At 56.8% G+C, this 19,668-nt stretch carries 15 protein-coding genes, 3 tRNA genes and 3 rRNA genes; 5 read left to right on the top strand and 16 right to left on the bottom strand.

Annotation, left to right across the window (positions count from 1 at the left end; genetic code table 11):
• Window positions 1-58 precede the first annotated feature (58 nt).
• The gene (locus tag ACERZ8_RS03785; protein WP_407590794.1) at window positions 59-2,188 is read right to left on the bottom strand and encodes a ParB/RepB/Spo0J family partition protein; all 2,130 of its coding nucleotides are present in this window, start codon (window positions 2,186-2,188) and stop codon (window positions 59-61) included.
• A 389-nt stretch (window positions 2,189-2,577) separates the two neighbouring features.
• Here ACERZ8_RS03785 and ACERZ8_RS03790 point away from each other — a divergent pair, with 389 nt between their 5' ends.
• Genes ACERZ8_RS03790 through ACERZ8_RS03800 form a run of 3 tightly spaced genes read left to right on the top strand, consistent with a single transcriptional unit; the run spans window position 2,578 to window position 4,487 of the window.
• The gene (locus ACERZ8_RS03790) at window positions 2,578-3,084 is read left to right on the top strand and encodes a hypothetical protein (RefSeq protein ID WP_407590795.1); all 507 of its coding nucleotides are present in this window, start codon (window positions 2,578-2,580) and stop codon (window positions 3,082-3,084) included.
• A 1-nt stretch (window position 3,085) separates the two neighbouring features.
• The gene (locus ACERZ8_RS03795) at window positions 3,086-3,457 is read left to right on the top strand and encodes a hypothetical protein (protein WP_407590796.1); all 372 of its coding nucleotides are present in this window, start codon (window positions 3,086-3,088) and stop codon (window positions 3,455-3,457) included.
• The gene (locus ACERZ8_RS03800) at window positions 3,450-4,487 is read left to right on the top strand and encodes a hypothetical protein (RefSeq protein ID WP_407590797.1); all 1,038 of its coding nucleotides are present in this window, start codon (window positions 3,450-3,452) and stop codon (window positions 4,485-4,487) included. The genes ACERZ8_RS03795 and ACERZ8_RS03800 overlap by 8 nt, the downstream gene beginning before the upstream one ends.
• A gap of 40 nt (window positions 4,488-4,527) precedes the next feature.
• Here the strand turns inward: ACERZ8_RS03800 and ACERZ8_RS03805 are convergent, their stop codons facing one another.
• The gene (locus tag ACERZ8_RS03805; protein WP_407590798.1) at window positions 4,528-5,721 is read right to left on the bottom strand and encodes a DUF932 domain-containing protein; all 1,194 of its coding nucleotides are present in this window, start codon (window positions 5,719-5,721) and stop codon (window positions 4,528-4,530) included.
• A gap of 620 nt (window positions 5,722-6,341) precedes the next feature.
• Here ACERZ8_RS03805 and ACERZ8_RS03810 point away from each other — a divergent pair.
• Window positions 6,342-7,991, top strand: coding sequence for a recombinase family protein (locus ACERZ8_RS03810; RefSeq protein ID WP_407594150.1), 1,650 nt, complete (start codon window positions 6,342-6,344; stop codon window positions 7,989-7,991).
• Here ACERZ8_RS03810 and ACERZ8_RS03815 read toward each other — a convergent pair.
• The 14 genes from ACERZ8_RS03815 to ACERZ8_RS03880 all read right to left on the bottom strand — a co-directional run bounded on the left by ACERZ8_RS03815 (window position 7,948) and on the right by ACERZ8_RS03880 (window position 19,104).
• A tRNA-Met gene (locus ACERZ8_RS03815) sits at window positions 7,948-8,024 on the bottom strand. The two genes, ACERZ8_RS03810 and ACERZ8_RS03815, sit on opposite strands and share 44 nt — an antisense overlap.
• Window positions 8,025-8,117: 93 nt before the next feature.
• On the bottom strand, window positions 8,118-8,789 hold the full coding sequence (locus ACERZ8_RS03820; RefSeq protein ID WP_407590799.1) for a methyl-accepting chemotaxis protein: 672 nt from the start codon (window positions 8,787-8,789) through the stop codon (window positions 8,118-8,120).
• A 215-nt stretch (window positions 8,790-9,004) separates the two neighbouring features.
• Window positions 9,005-9,119: ribosomal RNA gene (rrf, locus tag ACERZ8_RS03825) — 5S ribosomal RNA — on the bottom strand.
• Between the two features lie 159 nt (window positions 9,120-9,278).
• Window positions 9,279-12,110: ribosomal RNA gene (locus tag ACERZ8_RS03830) — 23S ribosomal RNA — on the bottom strand.
• Between the two features lie 459 nt (window positions 12,111-12,569).
• Window positions 12,570-13,412, bottom strand: a complete 843-nt coding sequence (locus ACERZ8_RS03835) for a glycosyltransferase family 2 protein (protein ID WP_407590801.1) — start codon at window positions 13,410-13,412, stop codon at window positions 12,570-12,572.
• A 64-nt stretch (window positions 13,413-13,476) separates the two neighbouring features.
• Window positions 13,477-13,552 (bottom strand) — tRNA-Ala (locus ACERZ8_RS03840).
• A gap of 173 nt (window positions 13,553-13,725) precedes the next feature.
• Window positions 13,726-13,802: transfer RNA gene (locus ACERZ8_RS03845), tRNA-Ile, on the bottom strand.
• Window positions 13,803-13,940: 138 nt separating this feature from the next.
• Window positions 13,941-15,398 (bottom strand): 16S ribosomal RNA (locus ACERZ8_RS03850).
• The 16S, 23S and 5S rRNA genes sit together here with 2 tRNA genes alongside, the layout of an rRNA operon.
• A 768-nt stretch (window positions 15,399-16,166) precedes the next feature.
• On the bottom strand, window positions 16,167-16,802 hold the full coding sequence (locus ACERZ8_RS03855; protein WP_407590802.1) for a VPLPA-CTERM sorting domain-containing protein: 636 nt from the start codon (window positions 16,800-16,802) through the stop codon (window positions 16,167-16,169).
• Window positions 16,803-16,922: 120 nt separating this feature from the next.
• The gene (gene msrQ, locus ACERZ8_RS03860) at window positions 16,923-17,537 is read right to left on the bottom strand and encodes a protein-methionine-sulfoxide reductase heme-binding subunit MsrQ (protein ID WP_407590803.1); all 615 of its coding nucleotides are present in this window, start codon (window positions 17,535-17,537) and stop codon (window positions 16,923-16,925) included.
• Window positions 17,534-17,740 carry a GDCCVxC domain-containing (seleno)protein gene (locus ACERZ8_RS03865; RefSeq protein WP_407590804.1) on the bottom strand — a complete coding sequence of 69 codons (207 nt, stop codon included), beginning with the start codon at window positions 17,738-17,740 and terminating at the stop codon, window positions 17,534-17,536. Before ACERZ8_RS03865 ends, msrQ begins: the two co-directional genes overlap by 4 nt.
• Window positions 17,733-17,942, bottom strand: a complete 210-nt coding sequence (gene merF, locus ACERZ8_RS03870) for a mercury resistance system transport protein MerF (RefSeq protein ID WP_407590805.1) — start codon at window positions 17,940-17,942, stop codon at window positions 17,733-17,735. The genes ACERZ8_RS03865 and merF overlap by 8 nt, the downstream gene beginning before the upstream one ends.
• Window positions 17,942-18,847, bottom strand: a complete 906-nt coding sequence (gene msrP / locus ACERZ8_RS03875; protein ID WP_407590806.1) for a protein-methionine-sulfoxide reductase catalytic subunit MsrP — start codon at window positions 18,845-18,847, stop codon at window positions 17,942-17,944. The genes merF and msrP overlap by 1 nt, the downstream gene beginning before the upstream one ends.
• Before the next feature lie 32 nt (window positions 18,848-18,879).
• Entirely contained in the window at window positions 18,880-19,104 is a 225-nt protein-coding gene (locus tag ACERZ8_RS03880) for a hypothetical protein (RefSeq protein ID WP_407590807.1), read from the bottom strand.
• Window positions 19,105-19,147: 43 nt separating this feature from the next.
• Between ACERZ8_RS03880 and ACERZ8_RS03885 the strand changes: the two genes are divergently transcribed.
• Entirely contained in the window at window positions 19,148-19,636 is a 489-nt protein-coding gene (locus ACERZ8_RS03885) for a fasciclin domain-containing protein (protein ID WP_407590809.1), read from the top strand.
• The last annotated feature ends 32 nt before the right edge of the window (window positions 19,637-19,668 follow it).

The following is a 19,668-nucleotide window of genomic DNA, read 5'->3' on the forward strand; positions in this document are numbered from 1 at the left end:
ACGCCTGACGGGCCCCTGTGTTAGGAACCTGGGTGGAAGGTCCCGTGCTGCTCGAAGGTCACTCGGCGGCAGTCCGGGCGAAGGCGTCACCGACGACGGGGTCATCTTCCTCCATCGGGTCAGAGTCTCCGATAGCCGGTTCGCCGCCGTCTTCCGCCGATTGCGCTTCGCTAGAGTCGGGATCCTCTTCCGAAGCCTCAACACCGGTGTCGTCCGCCTCGTCGAGCAGTTCGATCTCCGGTGCGTCCTCTTCCGGCAGCGGCGGCGTGCGCAACGGTTCGGGCATCCAGCCGGTGCCGACGAGCAGGTCCTCTGCTGCCATCACCATCTCGGCCTTCTTCAGCCCGATGATCCGGTCAGCGGCGTCTTCGCCTTTCGCCTCGCGCACGGCCTCGAGGATGCGCGCCTTGGTCACGCGGCCGAGGTAGCTGTCGCCCGTCGCCGTCCAGCCCGCCTTTGCCACGTCGAGGCCGACGGTCCCGGCCAGCACATCGGCATGCGCGATGGCGCGCGGACGGCGCTGGTAGGGGTCGTGGACGGCATTGACGCTCATCCCCACGCAATGGGCGAAGAGCGCCTCGCGGCTGCAGCTGTCGAACTCGGTCAGGGTCTCCCAGAGGTCTTCTGGCGCTTTCGGCAGGTTCCGTGCCCAGGTCTCGTGACGCTGGTCGACGGCCTGCGCGTAGGCCGTGTCGCCGAGGCCCGGCACCTGCGATCCGAACCCCGCGTTGCGCTGTTCGATCTCGACGCAGCTGTCGACGGCGTAGCGATAGAAGAGCCGCAGGACCATCGCGTGCAGGGCCGCGAGGAAGGCGACCTGCGGGTCCTGGGCCAGCGCATTGCGCAGCGCCAGGGTGCGATGGGCCGTCAGTTCCATGACGAGGCGGTCGGAAAGCGGTTTCAGGCCGTCGTCCTCTTCCTCCTCGTCCGAAGCCGACGCAACGGTGTTGTCGGAGTCCTCGACCAGCGCCGTTTCCGGTGCGACCTCGCCGGTGTCCTTCACCTCCTCGACCGGCTCATCTTCGGACCGCACGTAGCCGCGCTCGACCCGCAGCCGCCCGGAACTGTCGATGCTGACGAAGGCCCCGGCCAGCGCGAGGTCGTCGGCCTCGTACCGGATCGGACGCGCCTCGAGCGCCTCCATCGCCTCCTCGATCTCGCCCAACCGGGTATCGACGTCGTCGGGCAACTCGTCGGCCTCCGCATGCTCGGCCTCGAGCGCGTCGTATTCGGCCTTCAGCGCCTGGTAGCTGGCGGCTTCCTCGTCGCTCATCGGCACCGCCTCGCCGTGGACCCGGCGCATCCCGAAGGTGTGGCCATAGGGGAACTCGGTGTCGACCTCGACCCATTTCCAGCCCTCGGCGCGCACCAACTCGGCCTCCTCGGCCAGCTTCTCGCGCACCATGACGTCGAGCAGTGCGGCATCCTGCAGCCAGCCGCCATCGTCCTGCTGGAACAGGTCGCGCAGGATCTCGCCCCCGGCCTCGACGTAATCGTCGAGCCCGACAAACTGCGCCCGCTTGTCGGAGGCGCGCACCGCGCCCTCGGTCAGTACGCGGCGGATCTCGTAGGGCTGGCGGGAATAGTGCCGCTGCAGCGCCTCCCAGACCTGCTCCTGGCGCGCATGGTCGGGATTGACCGTGAAGACCATGAGCTGGTCGAGCGTCATCTCCTCCTCGGCATAGGCGTCGAGCAGTGAGGGCGCGACCGAGGCGAGCTTCAGCCGCTGCTTGACCACGCTGGCCGAGACGAAGAAGGCCGCGGCGATCTCCTCCTCGGTGCGGCCCTTCTCGCGCATCGCCTGGAAGGCGCGGAACTGGTCGAGCGGATGCAGCGGCGCGCGCTGGACGTTCTCGGCGAGGCTGTCTTCCTCGGCGAGCCCGTCTGTGCGCACGATGCAGGGCACCAGCGCGGTCTTGTTCATGCGCTTCTGCTTCACGAGCAGTTCCAGCGCCCGGAACCGCCGCCCGCCGGCGGGGATCGTGTACATGCCGGTCTCGGCGCCGCTGTCGTCCAGCACGGGCCGCACGGTGATGGAGCTGAGCAGCGTCCGCCGCGCGATGTCCTCGGCCAGTTCCTCAATCGACACGCCGGCCTTGACGTGGCGCACGTTCGACTGGCTGAGCATTAGCTTGTTGAAGGGAATGTCGCGCGAGGCGCTGAGGGTGATTTTCTGTTGCTTTGTCATCGGGATATCTCCGCGACGGGCCAGCCGGGAGCCTCTCTCCCAACCTCCAAACCCGTCACGGAAAACCCGGCACCCCTCTCACTCTAAGATGCATTACCCCTGCAAGGTTTCCGCACGAGCGTTTCCTGTGCGGAGCAAACCCAACGCTAAGAAGTTGCGCCAACGATGACATACAACTGAAAGGGTGATAAGATCGTTGGGTCCGTAACCTATTGGGTTATCAAATGGGTGCAAAGAAATTCTCTCTCACAACGTTCTTTTTAGTTGCCGCATTCCCGGCGAACTCTCAAGGAAATGAAACGGGCCACCTCCCTCTCTTGGCTAGCCTCGCAAGCGCAAGCCAGGCGGTTTGCTACGATTATCATATTGAAAGTAACTCGTGCAGTTCTGTGAGCTACTTCACCGCAGTGGAAGACAACCGCGCTATTTCAAATGACGTGCTGATTTTCCCCATACAGGAAATTGAGGCCGTGGAGTTATTCTTTGGAAGACAAGTGAGTTCGGAACTAGCGAACGGAGAGTACCTTAAAATGGTCGTTGTCGGGCCTGTTGAAATTCGGAATTCTTCCTTTTGCTTCACCCTCGAAGACTTTGGCTCCGCCCTTGCCTATGCATCGAACAATCGAAGCCCCTTCATACTCCCGGAAGACCGTCTACTTGCCGACATAAGTCGGAGAGTTGAGTTTCTTTTTGGAGAGTTCGCGAGAATGGAGTTTGGATTAAGCTCCGTCAATGTCTTCTGTGATGAGCTGTCGAGTGCCCCCATTTCAGACGATTTCCTTGAGTTCAGTTATCGCAGCTTTGCCGATGGCATCGAGCTTCCTCAACAGAACATTTCCGAGCAAACAGTTCGCTTCTACTTTAGTCGTAGAATTCCTGAATTAAGGTTAGAATAGCATGCCTGGTTACCTTTCAATCGAATTACTGGCAGCCATATTTGGTGCGAGCTTTCAAGAACTTCTGTACTGGAACAGTCTGAAGAAGAAGCTTTCAAACAAGTCTGTAAAGGCTATGTATAAGAGCGCGGGTTATTGGATTATTACATTTTTAGTTATCGGGGCATCCGCTATCGGAGTAATGATTTGGTCGAATTCTTCGACAGGTTATGAACTTAGAGACTATGCACTTATGGGTGCAGCGTTTCCTGCCCTCTTTAAGCTTGGAGTTAATTCGCTTAGCGGCGGCGGTGAGCCGAAACTTGGAGCGGAAAGCCCCAGTTTTTCAGCTGCATGGAGGAAATACTTCTTTCCGGAGAGAGATCGTGGGTAGAATTATCTTTCCCATCATTGCCGGACTTGCATTGATTATCGTAAAGGTCGGGCCAGAAGACTTTTTTCGGCATGTTTTTCCCGCTTTGCGGGAAACACCAACAGTTCGTCCTCGAGCACCTGAACCTGTAGCGCCGCCGCCAAGGGTCCAAACAGCGGAAGAAATTGCCTTAGAGGATCTGGCTCGGGCCGTCGGCGAGATTCCAGTAAATGAGCCAGATGCAGTTTTGGTCGCTCGAATTGAGACTTCGCCGGCCTTCCAGCAATATCCGACTCCACAGGGAGTGATTGAAGGGCCTCGGTACGCAGCTGATAGAATCGTCTCCGAAGCATCGCGACTTGGACTGGAAAATATTCGCACCTACACGGAATACGTCGAAGCAACACACAGCATTTTGACCACCACTCCTAGAAACGACCAAGAGTTCAGAAGCATTTTCTCCCGAACTCCATCTGCAAGTGAGGCGGACGCGCTTGCGTCTGAAGCTGATACGGTCGCTCGTGAGTTCCAACACGTCGAAGACGAGGAGTCACTCCTTCGGAGCATCGAGGAAGAGGAAACAAACTTCGTCACAATTGTGGGCCACAATGAAGGTGGTTATCTTCAACTGCCCTCCGGTGAAAACCTGCGGATAGAGATCATCGCTGAACACTGCTCTTCCATTGGAAAGAGATGCATATTCTTAAGCTGTAACTCGGCTGATTTCCTGGGCGCATTTGAGGACTCTGCGTTTGGCGTAGATAGGCAAATTACATTTCGTGGCGCGCATATGATTGCGAGCTTCCTCAGTGAAAGGATGGCGCAGCGTGGTGTTTCCTCCTATTTGCAGACTTCAGACGATCTCGGCGAAGAGCTGTTAGTTCTCGCCCGGGCGGCAAATCTATCAGAGGCGATTTCTGCAAGTACCCCCCGTCGTTGTGGCGGGCGGTATCGGTGGCGTCTACCTTGCGGTCAGCGAAGACAGACAAGATTAGGTTTCGCAAGTTCGTGGGTTACGAGCTCATCGATGGTTGAGCAAAGATCAAAGTAGAGGCGCATTGGAGGTGGCCGCACGGACGACCACCGACTTTCTATACGGCTCTCTCCAACAACGCTTTCGCCTTCCCCTCCATCGCCAACCGCGCATCCTGCTGCGGCTTCGAGCGGGCCACCGCCGTAATCCCCTGCACAAAGTCGAAGACGCTCTCGGGCGGGCGACCCTCCTCGGCCAGCACCGTCTCGACGATCCGCCCCGTCTCCGCCTTGGAGAACCCGCGTTTGCGCAAGAAATCCTGACGGTCCGCGTCGGACCGCGCGACGATCTTCTCGCGCGCCGCGCGAATGCCGTTGATGAAGGGTGCGGGCGAGGACTCGGCGAAGCGGCTTAGCGCCGGGGCAGCCTCATGGGCGAAGCGGGAGGCGGCATATTTGGAGTGCCGGATCGTGATCTCCTGGAAATCCTCGACGCCCCAGAGGTTGCGGTTCTGGCAGACCGCGCGCAGGTAGAAGCTGGCGATGCCGAGCGTCTTGGCGCCCACCTCCGAGTTCCAGCAATAGAACCCCCGGAAATAGAGGTCGGGCGAACCGTCGGGCAGCAGCCCCGCCTCGATGGGGTTCAGGTCATCGACGAGGAACAGGAACACGTCGCGGTCGGAAGCGTAGAGCGTCGTCGTCTCCTTCGTCACGTCCACGCGCGGATTGTATATGCCGGTCGACCAGTCGAGCACGCCGGGAACCTTCCAGCGCGTGTCGCCCGTGCCGTTGCCCGCGATGCGCTGCACGGCGGAGACCAGTTCATGGTCGTAGATGCGGCCGTAATCGGGGCCGGTCACGGCACGCAATTCTGTGCGGCCATCCGCGACCTCCATGGTCTTGATCTGCTCGGCCCGGTGATTTGTGAGGCCGTACTGCAGGTTGATCCCCGCCAGCGGCGCGGGAAGTTGCCGCAGATAGGCAGCGGGCGCGCCGACGAGGCTCGAGAGCTGACCGAAGGACCAATGTTTCGGTACGATGGGTTCATCCGCGCCGGGCAGGACCAGCCCAAGGTTCTCCGTGTTGTCGCGATGCGCCTCGACCCGGATCGCCGCACTTTCCACCGTGCGCGTCCGGCTCCGCTCCGCCCGGCCCTTGACCGAGGCGAAAAGGTCGTCGAGCGACAGATACCGCTCGTCATCCGGCCGCGCGAACCACTCGGACGACACGCGGTCCACGTTCTCGCCGCGCGACACATCCACCTTGTAGCCGCCGCTGATATCACCCCCGGCATCGATAATTTCGGTGTTCATTGGGAAACCTCCGCGACGGGCGCCGGAGGCCTCTCCTCCAGCCCTTTACCCGTCACGGCACCACTGCCAGTCTCTCACTCTCTCGCTTGGCCAGTGGCGGCTTCCCGCGCCTTGGTGACACCTGCGTTGCGCGATTCGGGCGGCCTATGGCAGACTTCGTTCAGGCAACGGTCTTCGGGCCCTGCCATAGCTTAGGGCCCCTAAATGGTGAGAATTCGCATAGAACAGCGCAGTATCTCCGGCTTACGGGCCGCCGATTTGCGCGACGCTAGAGCAGCCATCTATACGCCAAGCTACGAAAATGTGCGCTCACCCCACCTCCAACCCGCTATGATGCATAGGCTTTTTCCTTCGTACGTGTGCCAGCCTCTGGCAGGCTGGTGCTTATGGAAAGGGACCAGAAAAGCAGGCCGGGGGCTGACGCCTCAAGGGACGCCCAGGACTCATCTCGGGAAAGCGGAGCGGCTGAGAACAAAATCGCGCGCCTCACGTCTTCTGGCGATGATCCGCGACTGGTCAACCTTGTTCGCTTGTTGGCGCGGCAGGCGGCGAGAGAGTTCATTGAGACAGAGAATAGGCGGCATGCACGGGCTCGCCTCCGCGATTAAGGGGGCTATCGCATGAAGGCAGCGCTTTACGCTCGGTATTCATCTGACAACCAACGTGATGCGTCGATCGAGGACCAGCTTCGCATCTGCCGTGCACGCGCGGAGCGGGAAGGCTGGACGATCATCGACAGCTATACGGATCGCGCGATTTCCGGGGCGTCCTTGCTTCGGCCAGGCGTTCAGGAGCTGATCTCGGATGCGCTGAAGGGGCGTTTCGACGTGATCCTCGCGGAGTCGCTGGATCGTCTCTCCCGGGACCAGGAGGACATTGCCGGGCTCTACAAGCGGATGCGCTTTGCGGGTGTGAGTATTGTGACGCTGTCGGAAGGTGAGGTCAGTGAATTGCACATCGGTCTCAAGGGAACGATGGGCGCGCTCTTTCTAAAGGATCTAGCTGACAAGACCCGGCGCGGTCTTCGCGGGCGCGTCGAAAAGGGTCGCTCCGGTGGTGGGCTTTGCTATGGGTATGATGTCGTTCGCACGGCCGATCCGGACGATCGGGGCGAGCGGGAGATCAACCCAGCCGAAGCAAACGTCGTTCGGCGCATCTTCAGGGATTACTTGTCCGGACAATCATCGCGGACGATCGCAATGACCTTGAACCGGGAGGGCATTTCAGGACCGCAGGGCAAGGAGTGGGGGCCGTCGACGATTCACGGCAATCCGAAACGAGGAACGGGCATTCTCAACAACGAACTCTACATCGGGCGGCTGGTCTGGAACCGTCTGCGATACATGAAGGATCCTGACACCGGTAAGCGCGTCTCCCGCCCGAACCCGGAAAGTGAGTGGGTTGTCCAGGAGGTCCCGGACCTTCGGATTGTGGACCAGGATCTCTGGGACGCCGTGAAGAAGAGGCAAAAGAGCCTTTCGTTTGATACGACGCCGACAAGCAGCAATCCGATGAACGATAGACGGCGACCGAAGCATCTTTTCGCCGGTTTCATCAAGTGTGGGTGCTGTGGTGGTGGGTACTCCCTGATCTCGAAAGACCTGCTTGGCTGCGCAGCGTCACGGAACAAGGGCACATGCGATAACCGTCTGAACATCCGTCGGGATGCCTTGGAGGCGTCGATCTTGAATGGCCTTCGGAAGCATCTCATGTCGCCAGAGCTCTTCAATGAATTCTGTGCCGAGTTCACGCGCGAGGTAAATCGGCTCCGGATCGAGCGCGGAGCCGACCTGGCCGGCTGGAGGAGCGAACTCGAGAAGGTTGACCGAGAGCTCGACAAGATGGTCGATGCCATTCTTCAGGGCTTCCCGCCAGCAAAGCTCAAAGACAAGGCCGAGAAGCTGGAGGCGAGGAAGGCGGAGTTGACTGAGCTTCTGGACAATGCCGACGAGCCGCCGCCGTTGCTGCACCCGAACATGGCACGGATGTATCAGGATCGGATCGCGAAGCTCTGCGAGAACCTGCAATCCGAGGAAGATCGAGGCGCCGCCGTCGACGTGCTTCGGTCACTCGTTGATGAAATCAGCCTCGTGCCCGAGAACAGCGAACTCTCCATCGTCCTTCGCGGCGACCTGGGGGCGATCCTGCGCTTTGCAGCCGGAAAGCAAAACCCCGACTTCCTTTCGGAGGCCGAGGCTTTGGACAACCTGCTTTCGCAGAAATCGTTGGTTGCGGGAGTAGGATTTGAACCTACGACCTTCAGGTTATGAGCCTGACGAGCTACCGGGCTGCTCCATCCCGCGCCATTTGGTCTGGGCGGTTTAGTCTGAGTCGTGGGGGAGAGCAAGGGCGCGCGGAGAGAAACCTGTGAGAAAATCTCACTGTTTTCGGTACGGTCAACTTATCCGACCCGCCTGATCGTGACGGTTCATCCGGGCGGCAATTTCCTGTGCCCAACCGGCATTCATTTCCGCAAGATTGTTGATCTCGCTCGCCACAACCGCAAATCCGCGCCCCACGTCACCGGCACGCGCCGCCTCGATCCGGGCATTGATCGACAGCATCGATAATTCCCGCACAGATCCGGCGATCTTTTGTGCCAAATCCAGAATTTCTTCGTTGGCCTGTTTGGTTGTTTCCACAGAACTGTGAATGTCCGCGCGCAGGCGCGCTTCAGCAGCGGCGTCAATCACAAGGCCCTGCAAATACAGGATCGACCCATCGGGTGCGAACACCGCAGCGCCCCGTTCGCGCACCAGAATCTCGGAAGTGTCGCGACGTATCAGCCGGTAATCCACATCCCAGGGCTGTTTCGCCTCAATGGCCGCATCCACCTTGTCGATCATGGGGCGCAAATCGTCAGGATGGCACAACGATGCATAGTTGAGGTCGCGGTTGCCCAGCAGCGCGTCCGGCTGACAGCCTGTGATCTCGCGCACGCTTCCGGCCAGATGGATCATGGTCACCGCTTCGTCATTCTTGCAGCGATAGGCAAAGCTTTTTGACGCTGCCATCACCTCGTGCAGGAATTGGGTACTGTCCATGTTGTCCGGGAGCGGCGTGACCATAGCACTTCTTTCGCTTGTGAAAGGCCATGCGCCTCACAAGTGCCGGATACACCCCATCAATGGTTACCAGAGCCTATCCAACGCGAAGTCCCGCGGCGTTTGCACCGAAAACCAAAGCTGAAACAGAAAATGCGCCGCAAGATGCAGCGCCTGTCGTCAAGTTGGGGGATAGGTGAAATCGTAAGAGAGACACATGAAAACAAAGGGCTTTTTAGGTTTGGCAGTGACCTACTCTCCCACGCCTTAAGACGCAGTACCATCGGCGCAACAGCACTTAACGGCCGGGTTCGGGATGGGACCGGGTGTTTTGCTTGCGCTATGACCACCAAACCAAAAAAGACCTCTGAATTCCTCAACACGTTGTCCAAGTCGCATACGACTTTCGTTTAAGCTGTGTATGCTTTTGATTTATCGTTCATCACGACGTTTGATGCGCTACCGCTTTGCTACTTGAGCGCGGAACGTATCGAAATCTCGCTTTTACTGGATCAAATCAAGCCTATCGGGCAATTAGTACCAGTCAACTGAACGCATTACTGCGCTTACATCTCTGGCCTATCGACGTGGTGGTCTACCACGGCCCTCAGGGATACCTTGTTTTGAGGGGGGCTTCCCGCTTAGATGCCTTCAGCGGTTATCCTGTCCGATCATAGCTACCCAGCACTGCCGTTGGCACGACAACTGGTCCACCAGTGGATCGTTCACCCCGGTCCTCTCGTACTAGGGGCAACTCCTCTCAAGTATCCTACACCCACGGAAGATAGGGACCGAACTGTCTCACGACGTTCTAAACCCAGCTCACGTACCTCTTTAAACGGCGAACAGCCGTACCCTTGGGACCTGCTCCAGCCCCAGGATGAGATGAGCCGACATCGAGGTGCCAAACACTGCCGTCGATATGGACTCTTGGGCAGTATCAGCCTGTTATCCCCGGCGTACCTTTTATCCGTTGAGCGATGGCCCTCCCACTTGGGACCACCGGATCACTATGGCCGTCTTTCGACTCTGCTCGACTTGTCAGTCTCGCAGTCAGGCTGGCTTCTGCCATTGCACTCAACGAGCGATTTCCGACCGCTCTGAGCCAACCTTCGCGCGCCTCCGTTACGATTTAGGAGGCGACCGCCCCAGTCAAACTACCCGCCACACAGGGTCCCGGATCCGGATAACGGACCGCGGTTAGACATCAAGCAGAACAAGGGTGGTATCTCAAAGGTGACTCCACCGAAACTGGCGTTCCGGCTTCAAAGTCTACCACCTATTCTGCACATGTTCGGCCTAATGCCAGTGTGAAGCTGTAGTAAAGGTGCACGGGGTCTTTCCGTCTAACCGCGGGTAACCGGCATCTTGACCGGTAATTCAATTTCGCTGAGTCTCATGTTGGAGACAGCGGGGAAGTCGTTACGCCATTCGTGCAGGTCGGAACTTACCCGACAAGGAATTTCGCTACCTTAGGACCGTTATAGTTACGGCCGCCGTTTACCTGGGCTTCAATTCAGAGCTCTCACCCCTCCTTTTAACCTTCAGGCACCGGGCAGGCGTCAGACCCTATACGTCGTCTTGCGACTTCGCAGAGCCCTGTGTTTTTAATAAACAGTCGCCACCCCCTGGTTTGTGCCCCCAGCCCCTAGTTGCCTAGGAACCGGGCCTCCTTCTCGCGAACTTACGGAGGTATTTTGCCGAGTTCCTTCAACATAGTTCTCTCAAGCGCCTTGGTATTCTCTACCAGTCCACCTGTGTCGGTTTAGGGTACGATCTTATAGGAGGGCTATTTCCAGGAACCTCTAAGCAGCCCATTCAATCCGATAAGGATGAACTACCCTCGAGATCCGTCACCACTCCATGGCCCAGGAATATTAACCTGGTTCCCATCGACTACGCCTTTCGGCCTCGCCTTAGGGGTCGGCTTACCCTGCTCAGATTAGCTTTAAGCAGGAACCCTTGGACTTTCGGCGAGAGTGTCTCTCACACTCTTTGTCGCTACTCATGTCATCATTCTCACTAGTGATCTCTCCACCGGATCGCTCACACGCCGGCTTCACAGAAAACTCCTTATCCTCCGCTACATCCCGAGGGATGCAAAAGAGGATTGGAGTTATGTCACACTACGCTCTGCTACCATGCACTATGTGCATCCTAAGCTTCGGCTCATGGCTTGAGCCCCGTTACATCTTCGCCGCAGGACAACTTATTTAGACCAGTGAGCTGTTACGCTATCTTTAAAGGATGGCTGCTTCTAAGCCAACCTCCTGGTTGTTATGGTCGTCCCACCTGCTTTCCCACTTAGCCATGAATTAGGGGCCTTAGCTGTAGGTCAGGGTTGTTTCCCTCTCCACGACGGACGTTAGCATTCGCCGTGTGTCTGCCATCTAGTACTCCCGGGTATTCGGAGTTTGGTTAGGATCAGTAAGCCTGTGGGGCCCCATTACCCATCCAGTGCTCTACCCCCCGGGGTATTCGGATGACGCTCTACCTAAATAGATTTCGCAGAGAACCAGCTATCTCCGAGTTTGATTGGCCTTTCACCCCTAGGCACAACTCATCCCGACCTTTTTCAACAGGTGTGGGTTCGGACCTCCAGTAAGTGTTACCTTACCTTCATCCTGGTCATGCCTAGATCACTCGGTTTCGGGTCTGATCCACCTAACTCATTCGCCCTATTAAGACTCGCTTTCGCTGCGCCTACACCTAACGGCTTAAGCTTGCTAGATAGACCAAGTCGATGACCCATTATACAAAAGGTACGCTGTCAGGCCTCAAGGGCCCTCCAACTGTTTGTAGGCGTTCGGTTTCAGGAGCTGTTTCACTCCCCTCGTCGGGGTGCTTTTCACCTTTCCCTCACGGTACTGGTTCACTATCGGTCAGTAAGGAGTACTTAGCCTTCGAAGGTGGTCCTCCGATCTTCAAACAGGATTTCACGTGTCCCGTCCTACTTAATACGTCCAATCGTGCTTCCTATACGGGGCTGTCACCCGCTATGGCCGACCTTTCCAGGTCGTTCTAGTCACATTCATGGCTCGGCTGGTCCCCGTTCGCTCGCCGCTACTAGGGGAGTATCAATTGATTTCCTTTCCTCCGGGTACTTAGATGTTTCAGTTCCCCGGGTTTGCTCTTATAAACCTATGTATTCAGTCTATAAGTACCTGTTTCAGCGACATATTGAGTGCTTGCGCAACAATATGAAACTGTCAGGTGGGTTGCCCCATTCAGAAATCCATGGATCAAAGCTTATTCTCAGCTCCCCATGGCTTATCGCAGAGTATCACGTCTTTCATCGCCTCTTACTGCCAAGGCATTCACCAAACGCCCTTCTCGCGCTTGATTTGATCCAGAAAAAGAAAGACTTGCGTCCAACACGACCGCACAGCTGGTAACTAAATGCGGTCTTCTTCCGGGATCAAAAGCATACTTTACCCGCCGACATGTTTTGTAAGCATGTCGACAAATGAACAGGCGTTGATCTTGCGTTCCGTGCGGGACCGCAAGTACCTGTTCTGGTTAGTGTACTTGACTTGGACAACTCTGTTCGTTTTCAGCAGGGATACGTCAGATCGAACGAGGAAACATTCGATAAGTCGCCTTCCTTATCCGTCTTTCGCCTTGCGACTACTAAACTGGATGCAGAACCAAACTGAGATCATCGCCACACTCGGCGCGATCAAACAGTGTTGATTGTCATTTTGAGATTGCTCTCAAAATAACTGTATCTCTCTATACGATGTCAATTCGTCCAGATTGGACGAGTAAAAGCGCCGTAGCGCTCTTACTGATCTAATCCGTCAGTCAGGTTTTGAACCACTTGGGCAATCTGGTCTTGGCCAGGAATGGTATACCCGGGGACCGTATCACGCCGTCACTCTCGTCATATTTCATGTCAGATGTGATCGTCTCATGTGCGAGCGCCACCGCGTCAGACCATGGCGTAAAGTCCAGTGTTTCTGCTTTTTCAAAGAACCGTTTGGTATGCGCATCAGCGCGTTTCCAACCCCAGCCAGGTACACCCGGCGCTCCGGACCGTGCCACCGCTTTGCGGGTCACGTTTCCATCTGCAAGCGCTGCGATGCTCGCAAACTTGAGGTGTGCAAGGTAGGCACCTTGCGGAAAGGAGTAGCTGTAAGGCTTGTCCGTTTCGTTGGTCAGCTTCACGCCGTGCCTCATCAGAGGCGCATCCGCTTTCACTGCCCATGCCTTACTGTAGTTTCCTGTGATCACCGCCGCATCGCGACAGTCAAACACCGAAACATAGTCGGGCATGTCCTGTTCCTCGGCTTGCTCATAGACATTCAATCCGATCGCAAAGACCGCATCGTCTGTTGTCTGAGTAAGGAACTGTTTGAGTGAACCGTGCAGATCAGGATCTATGCAGATCAACTCATCTGTGTCCGTCCGTATCACCCAGTCGTAAAACTGAAGCAATCCTGTCTGGAACTGGTTAAGCATCCTGTTGCGGCGTTTGTCGAACCCGTCCAGACTGTCCCGTGGGATCGTCCAGATGTTCGCGCCTTGTGCAATCTGGTTCACCTTTGGGTCAGGTCCGTGGACCACAACGTAAAGGTTCTCGATGCCAAGATGTTTCGAGTAGTGTCTGATCCACTGAGCGAGGGCCCAGTAATCTCGGTACACCATTGTAATTGCGCAAATCTTCATGCCCGGATTTAGACCCGAACGTGACGACAAGAACAATATCAAATGGTGGAGCCTAGGAGGATCGAACTCCTGACCTCCTGAATGCAAATCAGGCGCTCTCCCAGCTGAGCTAAGGCCCCACAATTCTGATCCAGAATTGTGGGCGTGCGCAGCAGGGGCTTCCGCAGGAAGCGCCCGAGAGCGGCACCCATTTGCAATTCTGGGTGTCAGCGTTGCGAAGTCGTTCTCGTGACATTCGCTTACGCAAATGCACTGCCACGACAACGCGTTTTCGCCATTGGCGAAAATCGCTTGGTGGGTCGAGGAGGACTTGAACCTCCGACCTCACGCTTATCAGGCGTGCGCTCTAACCACCTGAGCTACCGACCCATACGGGCGGTAGCCCGTGTTCTTTATACTGAAGAGATATGAGGACGGCTCGGTCCTGATGTTTGAGACGCTTTGTTTGCGTCTCTTGCTAAGTGTTCCATGATTGATGCGAACATCAATGGCTAGGAACATCCTTAGAAAGGAGGTGATCCAGCCGCAGGTTCCCCTACGGCTACCTTGTTACGACTTCACCCCAGTCGCTGATCCTACCGTGGTCCGCTGCCTCCAAAAGGTTAGCGCACGGCCGTCGGGTAGAACCAACTCCCATGGTGTGACGGGCGGTGTGTACAAGGCCCGGGAACGTATTCACCGCGTCATGCTGTTACGCGATTACTAGCGATTCCGACTTCATGGGGTCGAGTTGCAGACCCCAATCCGAACTGAGACAAGTTTTGGGGATTAACCCACTGTACTTGCCATTGTAGCACGTGTGTAGCCCAACCCGTAAGGGCCATGAGGACTTGACGTCATCCACACCTTCCTCCCGCTTATCACGGGCAGTTTCTTTAGAGTGCCCAGCCGAACTGCTGGCAACTAAAGATGTGGGTTGCGCTCGTTGCCGGACTTAACCGAACATCTCACGACACGAGCTGACGACAGCCATGCAGCACCTGTCACTGTGTCCCTAAGGAACGCTCGATCTCTCGAGTTGTCACAGGATGTCAAGGGTTGGTAAGGTTCTGCGCGTTGCTTCGAATTAAACCACATGCTCCACCGCTTGTGCGGGCCCCCGTCAATTCCTTTGAGTTTTAATCTTGCGACCGTACTCCCCAGGCGGAATGCTTAATCCGTTAGGTGTGTCACCGAACAGTATACTGCCCGACGACTGGCATTCATCGTTTACGGTGTGGACTACCAGGGTATCTAATCCTGTTTGCTCCCCACACTTTCGCACCTCAGCGTCAGTATCGAGCCAGTGAGCCGCCTTCGCCACTGGTGTTCCTCCGAATATCTACGAATTTCACCTCTACACTCGGAATTCCACTCACCTCTCTCGAACTCAAGACTACCAGTATGAGAGGCAGTTCCAGGGTTGAGCCCTGGGATTTCACCCCTCACTTAATAGTCCGCCTACGTGCGCTTTACGCCCAGTAATTCCGAACAACGCTAACCCCCTCCGTATTACCGCGGCTGCTGGCACGGAGTTAGCCGGGGTTTCTTTACCAGGTACTGTCATTATCATCCCTGGCGAAAGAGCTTTACGACCCTAAGGCCTTCATCACTCACGCGGCATGGCTAGATCAGGCTTTCGCCCATTGTCTAAGATTCCCCACTGCTGCCTCCCGTAGGAGTCTGGGCCGTGTCTCAGTCCCAGTGTTGCTGATCATCCTCTAAAACCAGCTATAGATCGTAGACTTGGTAGGCCATTACCCCACCAACTATCTAATCTAACGCGGGCCAATCCATCTCCGATAAATCTTTCCCCCGAAGGGCGTATAAGGTATTACTCACCGTTTCCAGTGGCTATTCCTTAGAGAAGGGTATGTTCCCACGCGTTACTAACCCGTCCGCCGCTCACCCGAAGGTGCGCTCGACTTGCATGTGTTAGGCCTGCCGCCAGCGTTCGTTCTGAGCCAGGATCAAACTCTCAAGTTGAAAAGCAATTGCTTGCTTATCCTTGACGTTCGAACCTCTGCACATCGTCCCATTGTTCAAATGGGACAGTCTCTGTTTGTTGTGCTTCAGGTTTTCATAAGAAAACAAGAAACCGTCCAAACAGTGAAGCTGACACTGGATTATCGGGTTGCCCCTACCAGCGCGATATACAGACGTTGATCCATCGAAATGAACCAAACCGCCCACATATCTCTTCAGTTACTATCAATTTCAAAGAGCGTAGAGACAAAAGTGACTGGATGCGCCCTAACTTCTTTGGCGCGCCCCGCCTCGATTACCTCTGATTTTATTCTTGCGTCTCGTTTCGGTCTGTTGCGTTTCCGCTCCGTCCCGCCCGTCTGGCGCCCCGTTGGTGCATCTCTGCGCCGCCGGTGAGGGGGTTCTACGGTTAGTGCGGGATACCCGCAAGTGCTTTTTTGCAGAAACCTCATCTTTTTTCAAAAAAGGCCATTTTCCGTGCAAAAACATGGTTTTAGGCAATGATATTTCGCGGACCATACGTCAAATCGACACAAAATTACCGACACCTATGGGTCTGTTGCATGGTCTGACCGCTAGATGTTGGGTTATCCCCAGACCTATCCCCAAGACGATGCACAGACTCACCGCAAAACAGCATGAATCACATCCCTTTTGTGGATCAGGAGCACGGATGATTCCGATTCCGGCAGGATTCTCTGCCCCGACTCGCAAAAACGGCGGCCCCGAGGGACCGCCGCGTGTATCGCTCACTCTATCCTATGGGATTCAGCGCTGGCGCCGCCGCATCACAGCAAACCCGCCAAGACCCGCCAGCAAAAGCGGCAGACCCGCCGGCAATGGAACGGGCGGTGCAGCCACGGTCTCGAATTCGATGGCGGTTAGAAAACCCAAGGTCGTGGCGCTTGGATTGTTGACGCTGACGGAATACGTGACACCCGCCGTCAAAAGCGGCATTGCGCCACCGGAAAACATCTCGACCATCGCTGCCGACGCGTTTGAACCGGTACCACTGAAAGCCACCCCGCTGTCGATCACTGTCGCGCCCAGCGACAGGCTCAGACTTGGGTCCACAAGGCCTGCGCCCCGATTGTACCCGGAATAGCTGCTCAACGTCACATCCTGATCAACACTGAAGTCGAACGAGAACGCTGATACGCCACCGCCACCAACAGCAACACCGGTGCTGCCGAGGCTAAACTGATTGGTTCCACGGCTGATCGGGTTTGAAAACGTAAAAGTTACGCCATCAGCAGTTTCGGTGAATGCGGTTGGCCCAAGACCCGGACCACCCGGCGCACCGGTGACGGCAAAGACACCGTCGGTAAGATCAATGGTAGATGCCAGCGCGCCTGAGCCAAGCAAGGCAAGAACTGCACTGGATGCAACGAAAAGCTTTCTCATTATCGTAATCCTGAAAAATTATTTAGCGGTAGTTCTTTAGACTCCAAATCATCGTTTTTCAATTATTTTGTAGATGTACAATCCGGCAGCGACAATCGTGTGACATTCGAACACGATCACCTATCCCCGCGCGGGCAACCTGACGTCGCGAGATAGACGCAGGCCGGTCAGCACAATCAGCACAGCCAGATAGATCAGCGGCTCGATCTCCCACACCTTCTGTACCATCACGAAATGCACGGCACCCAGAATAGCGGCCGGGTAAACCAGTTTGTGCAAACCGCGCCACGCGGCGGCCCCCATCTTGCGCAGGGACAGGTTGTTTGATGTCACCGCCAGCGGGATCATCAGTACAAAGGCCGCCATGCCGACCGTGATGTAAGGCCGCTTCCAGATATCGGCCCACATCTGCCCCCACAGCAGGCTCATGTCCAGAACAACCCAGACCAGCAGATGCAGCACGACATATGTAAAGGCGAGCAATCCAATGGCACGGCGAAACCGGATCAGGTTGATCCCGAACCATTGCCGCAGCGGCGTGATGCACAGCCCGATGATCAAAAGCTGCAATGCAATCTCGCCCAGCTCATGTTCCAGTTCCTTGATCGGCTCGCGCCCAAGCCCCCCGGTCTGCGCCATATACAAAAGCACCGGCACCGGAATCAGGTACACTATATATAATGCCCACGTGGGAACCTTGCGGGCCAACCCGTTAATTCGATCAACCAGCGTCATGCGCAGCAGGCATCCCCGTCCTGGATCGGCGGACAGGGAACAGTCCCGTAAGAGCAATAAACACAGCAATCTCCCGATAGGGGTTTCAGAACAACGCCGCAGCTCTCGCATTCATAAAACCACTGGCAGGCATCAGTCGGCATGGTTTCAACCTTGCTTTGATTGCAGTGCGGGCAGGTCAGTGTCGATTGCAGTTCAGCCATTGGCCCGCGCCTTTCGGATCCAGGCCACCAGCATCACCAGAACAAACGCGCCCAGCAACGGCAGCAACACCATATCAAGATAGGCGATGGTCCCCGCCAGCCCAATCCCGCTCAGAACAACCACAAGAAGCGGGGTGAAACAGCACAAGGCCGTCACCGCGGTTCCGATAGCACCGATGCGAAACAGCCGGCGGGCATCCATCAGAAATTGACGCTCAGATCCATGCCTTCATACAGGCTTGCGACCTCCTCTTCGTATCCGTTGAACATCAGGGTCGGTTGCCGCCCGGCAAACAGGCCTCCGCCGACAACCCGTTCGGTCGCCTGGCTCCAGCGCGGGTGATCCACTTCGGGGTTCACATTACTATAGAAGCCATATTCCCGCCCATTCGCCTTGTTCCAGCTGGTCGGCGGTTCCTGATCGGTGACGGTGATGCGCACAATCGACTTGATCGATTTAAACCCGTATTTCCACGGCACGACCAGACGCATGGGCGCGCCATTCTGGTTCGGGATCGGTCTGTCATAGATACCCGTGGCCATGATCGTCAGCGGGTGCATCGCCTCATCCATGCGCAGCCCTTCGACGTAAGGCCAGTCCAGCACGGGAAAGCGGACACCGGGCATCTCATCAGGGCGCAGCGCGGTTTCAAAGGCCACGTATTTCGCGCCGTCCTGAACACCTGCAAGGGTCAGCAGATCGGCCAGCTCAAACCCGTTCCACGGGATCACCATCGACCACGCCTCGACACAGCGGAAACGATAGATGCGCTCCTCGATGGTCATGGCCTCCATGATCTGTTCCATCGAATAGTCACCGGGGGCATCGACCATACCGTCGATCACTACGGTCCACGGCTCGGTCGTCAGTGTATGGGCATTGCGGGCGGGGTCGGACTTGCCCGTGCCGAATTCATAGAAGTTATTGTACTCCGTAATGTCCTCCCAGGAGTTGGGGGTCAGCGCCTCCTCCTGGCTGCGCGCCGCACCTGCCGCGCCGATCAGGCCCAGCCCGATGGCACCACCCATCAACTGACGGCGGCTCATATAAGCCCCATAAGGCGTGGCATCAGCACGGGTCAGGTCGTTCTTCCAGCGGTAGGCCATTCACATCTCTCCAGCGGTTTCGCATTTGCTTGTCACATAGATCGCAACGGCAGGAGAGGAAAATAATACTGCCTCACATGGATGTCAGACGGCTGTAATGTCGCCGCCCGCAAACCATCGGCAAAATCCTGCGCCCTGACATTGTTGTGAGTGGAAATGCGATGTTGGCCCAGCTTAGGCAAAATGCGGGCCAGTTCAAGACCATGTGGGAAAAATTTCCACGTGATCCAGGCGATGGTTTCACCCGTTCCCTTCACGATGCCGCGTGACGGTTATCGTAACTCAAATGGGAGAAACACAATGATCCGCACTACATTGCTTGCCACCGCCACATCCATCGCACTCGCCGCGTCCGCCTTCGCGGGTGGCGCGAAAAAGGACATCGTTGACACAGCCGTCAGCGCAGGCTCCTTCGAAACGCTGGTTGCGGCCGTACAGGCGGCCGGCCTTGTTGACACGCTGAAAGGGGACGGCCCGTTCACTGTCTTCGCCCCAACAGACGCCGCCTTTGCCGCCCTGCCCGAAGGCACAGTGGAAAGCCTGCTGCTGCCCGAGAACAAGGACCAGCTGGTGTCGATCCTGACCTACCACGTCGTCCCGGGCAAAGTCATGTCGACTGACCTCTCCGACGACATGGAAGCAACGACAGTACAGGGTGAATCGATCACCATCGATCTGGACAACGGCGTCATGGTCGAAGAGGCGACAGTCACAACCGCCGACATCGAAACCTCCAACGGCGTGATCCACGTGATCGACACGGTGATCCTGCCCGGCGCTGATAGCTAAGGCTGACAAAACCAACGAGGGGCCCCCACCAC

The sequence above is a fragment of the Tateyamaria armeniaca genome, assembly GCF_045797845.1.
GTDB lineage: Bacteria > Pseudomonadota > Alphaproteobacteria > Rhodobacterales > Rhodobacteraceae > Tateyamaria > Tateyamaria armeniaca.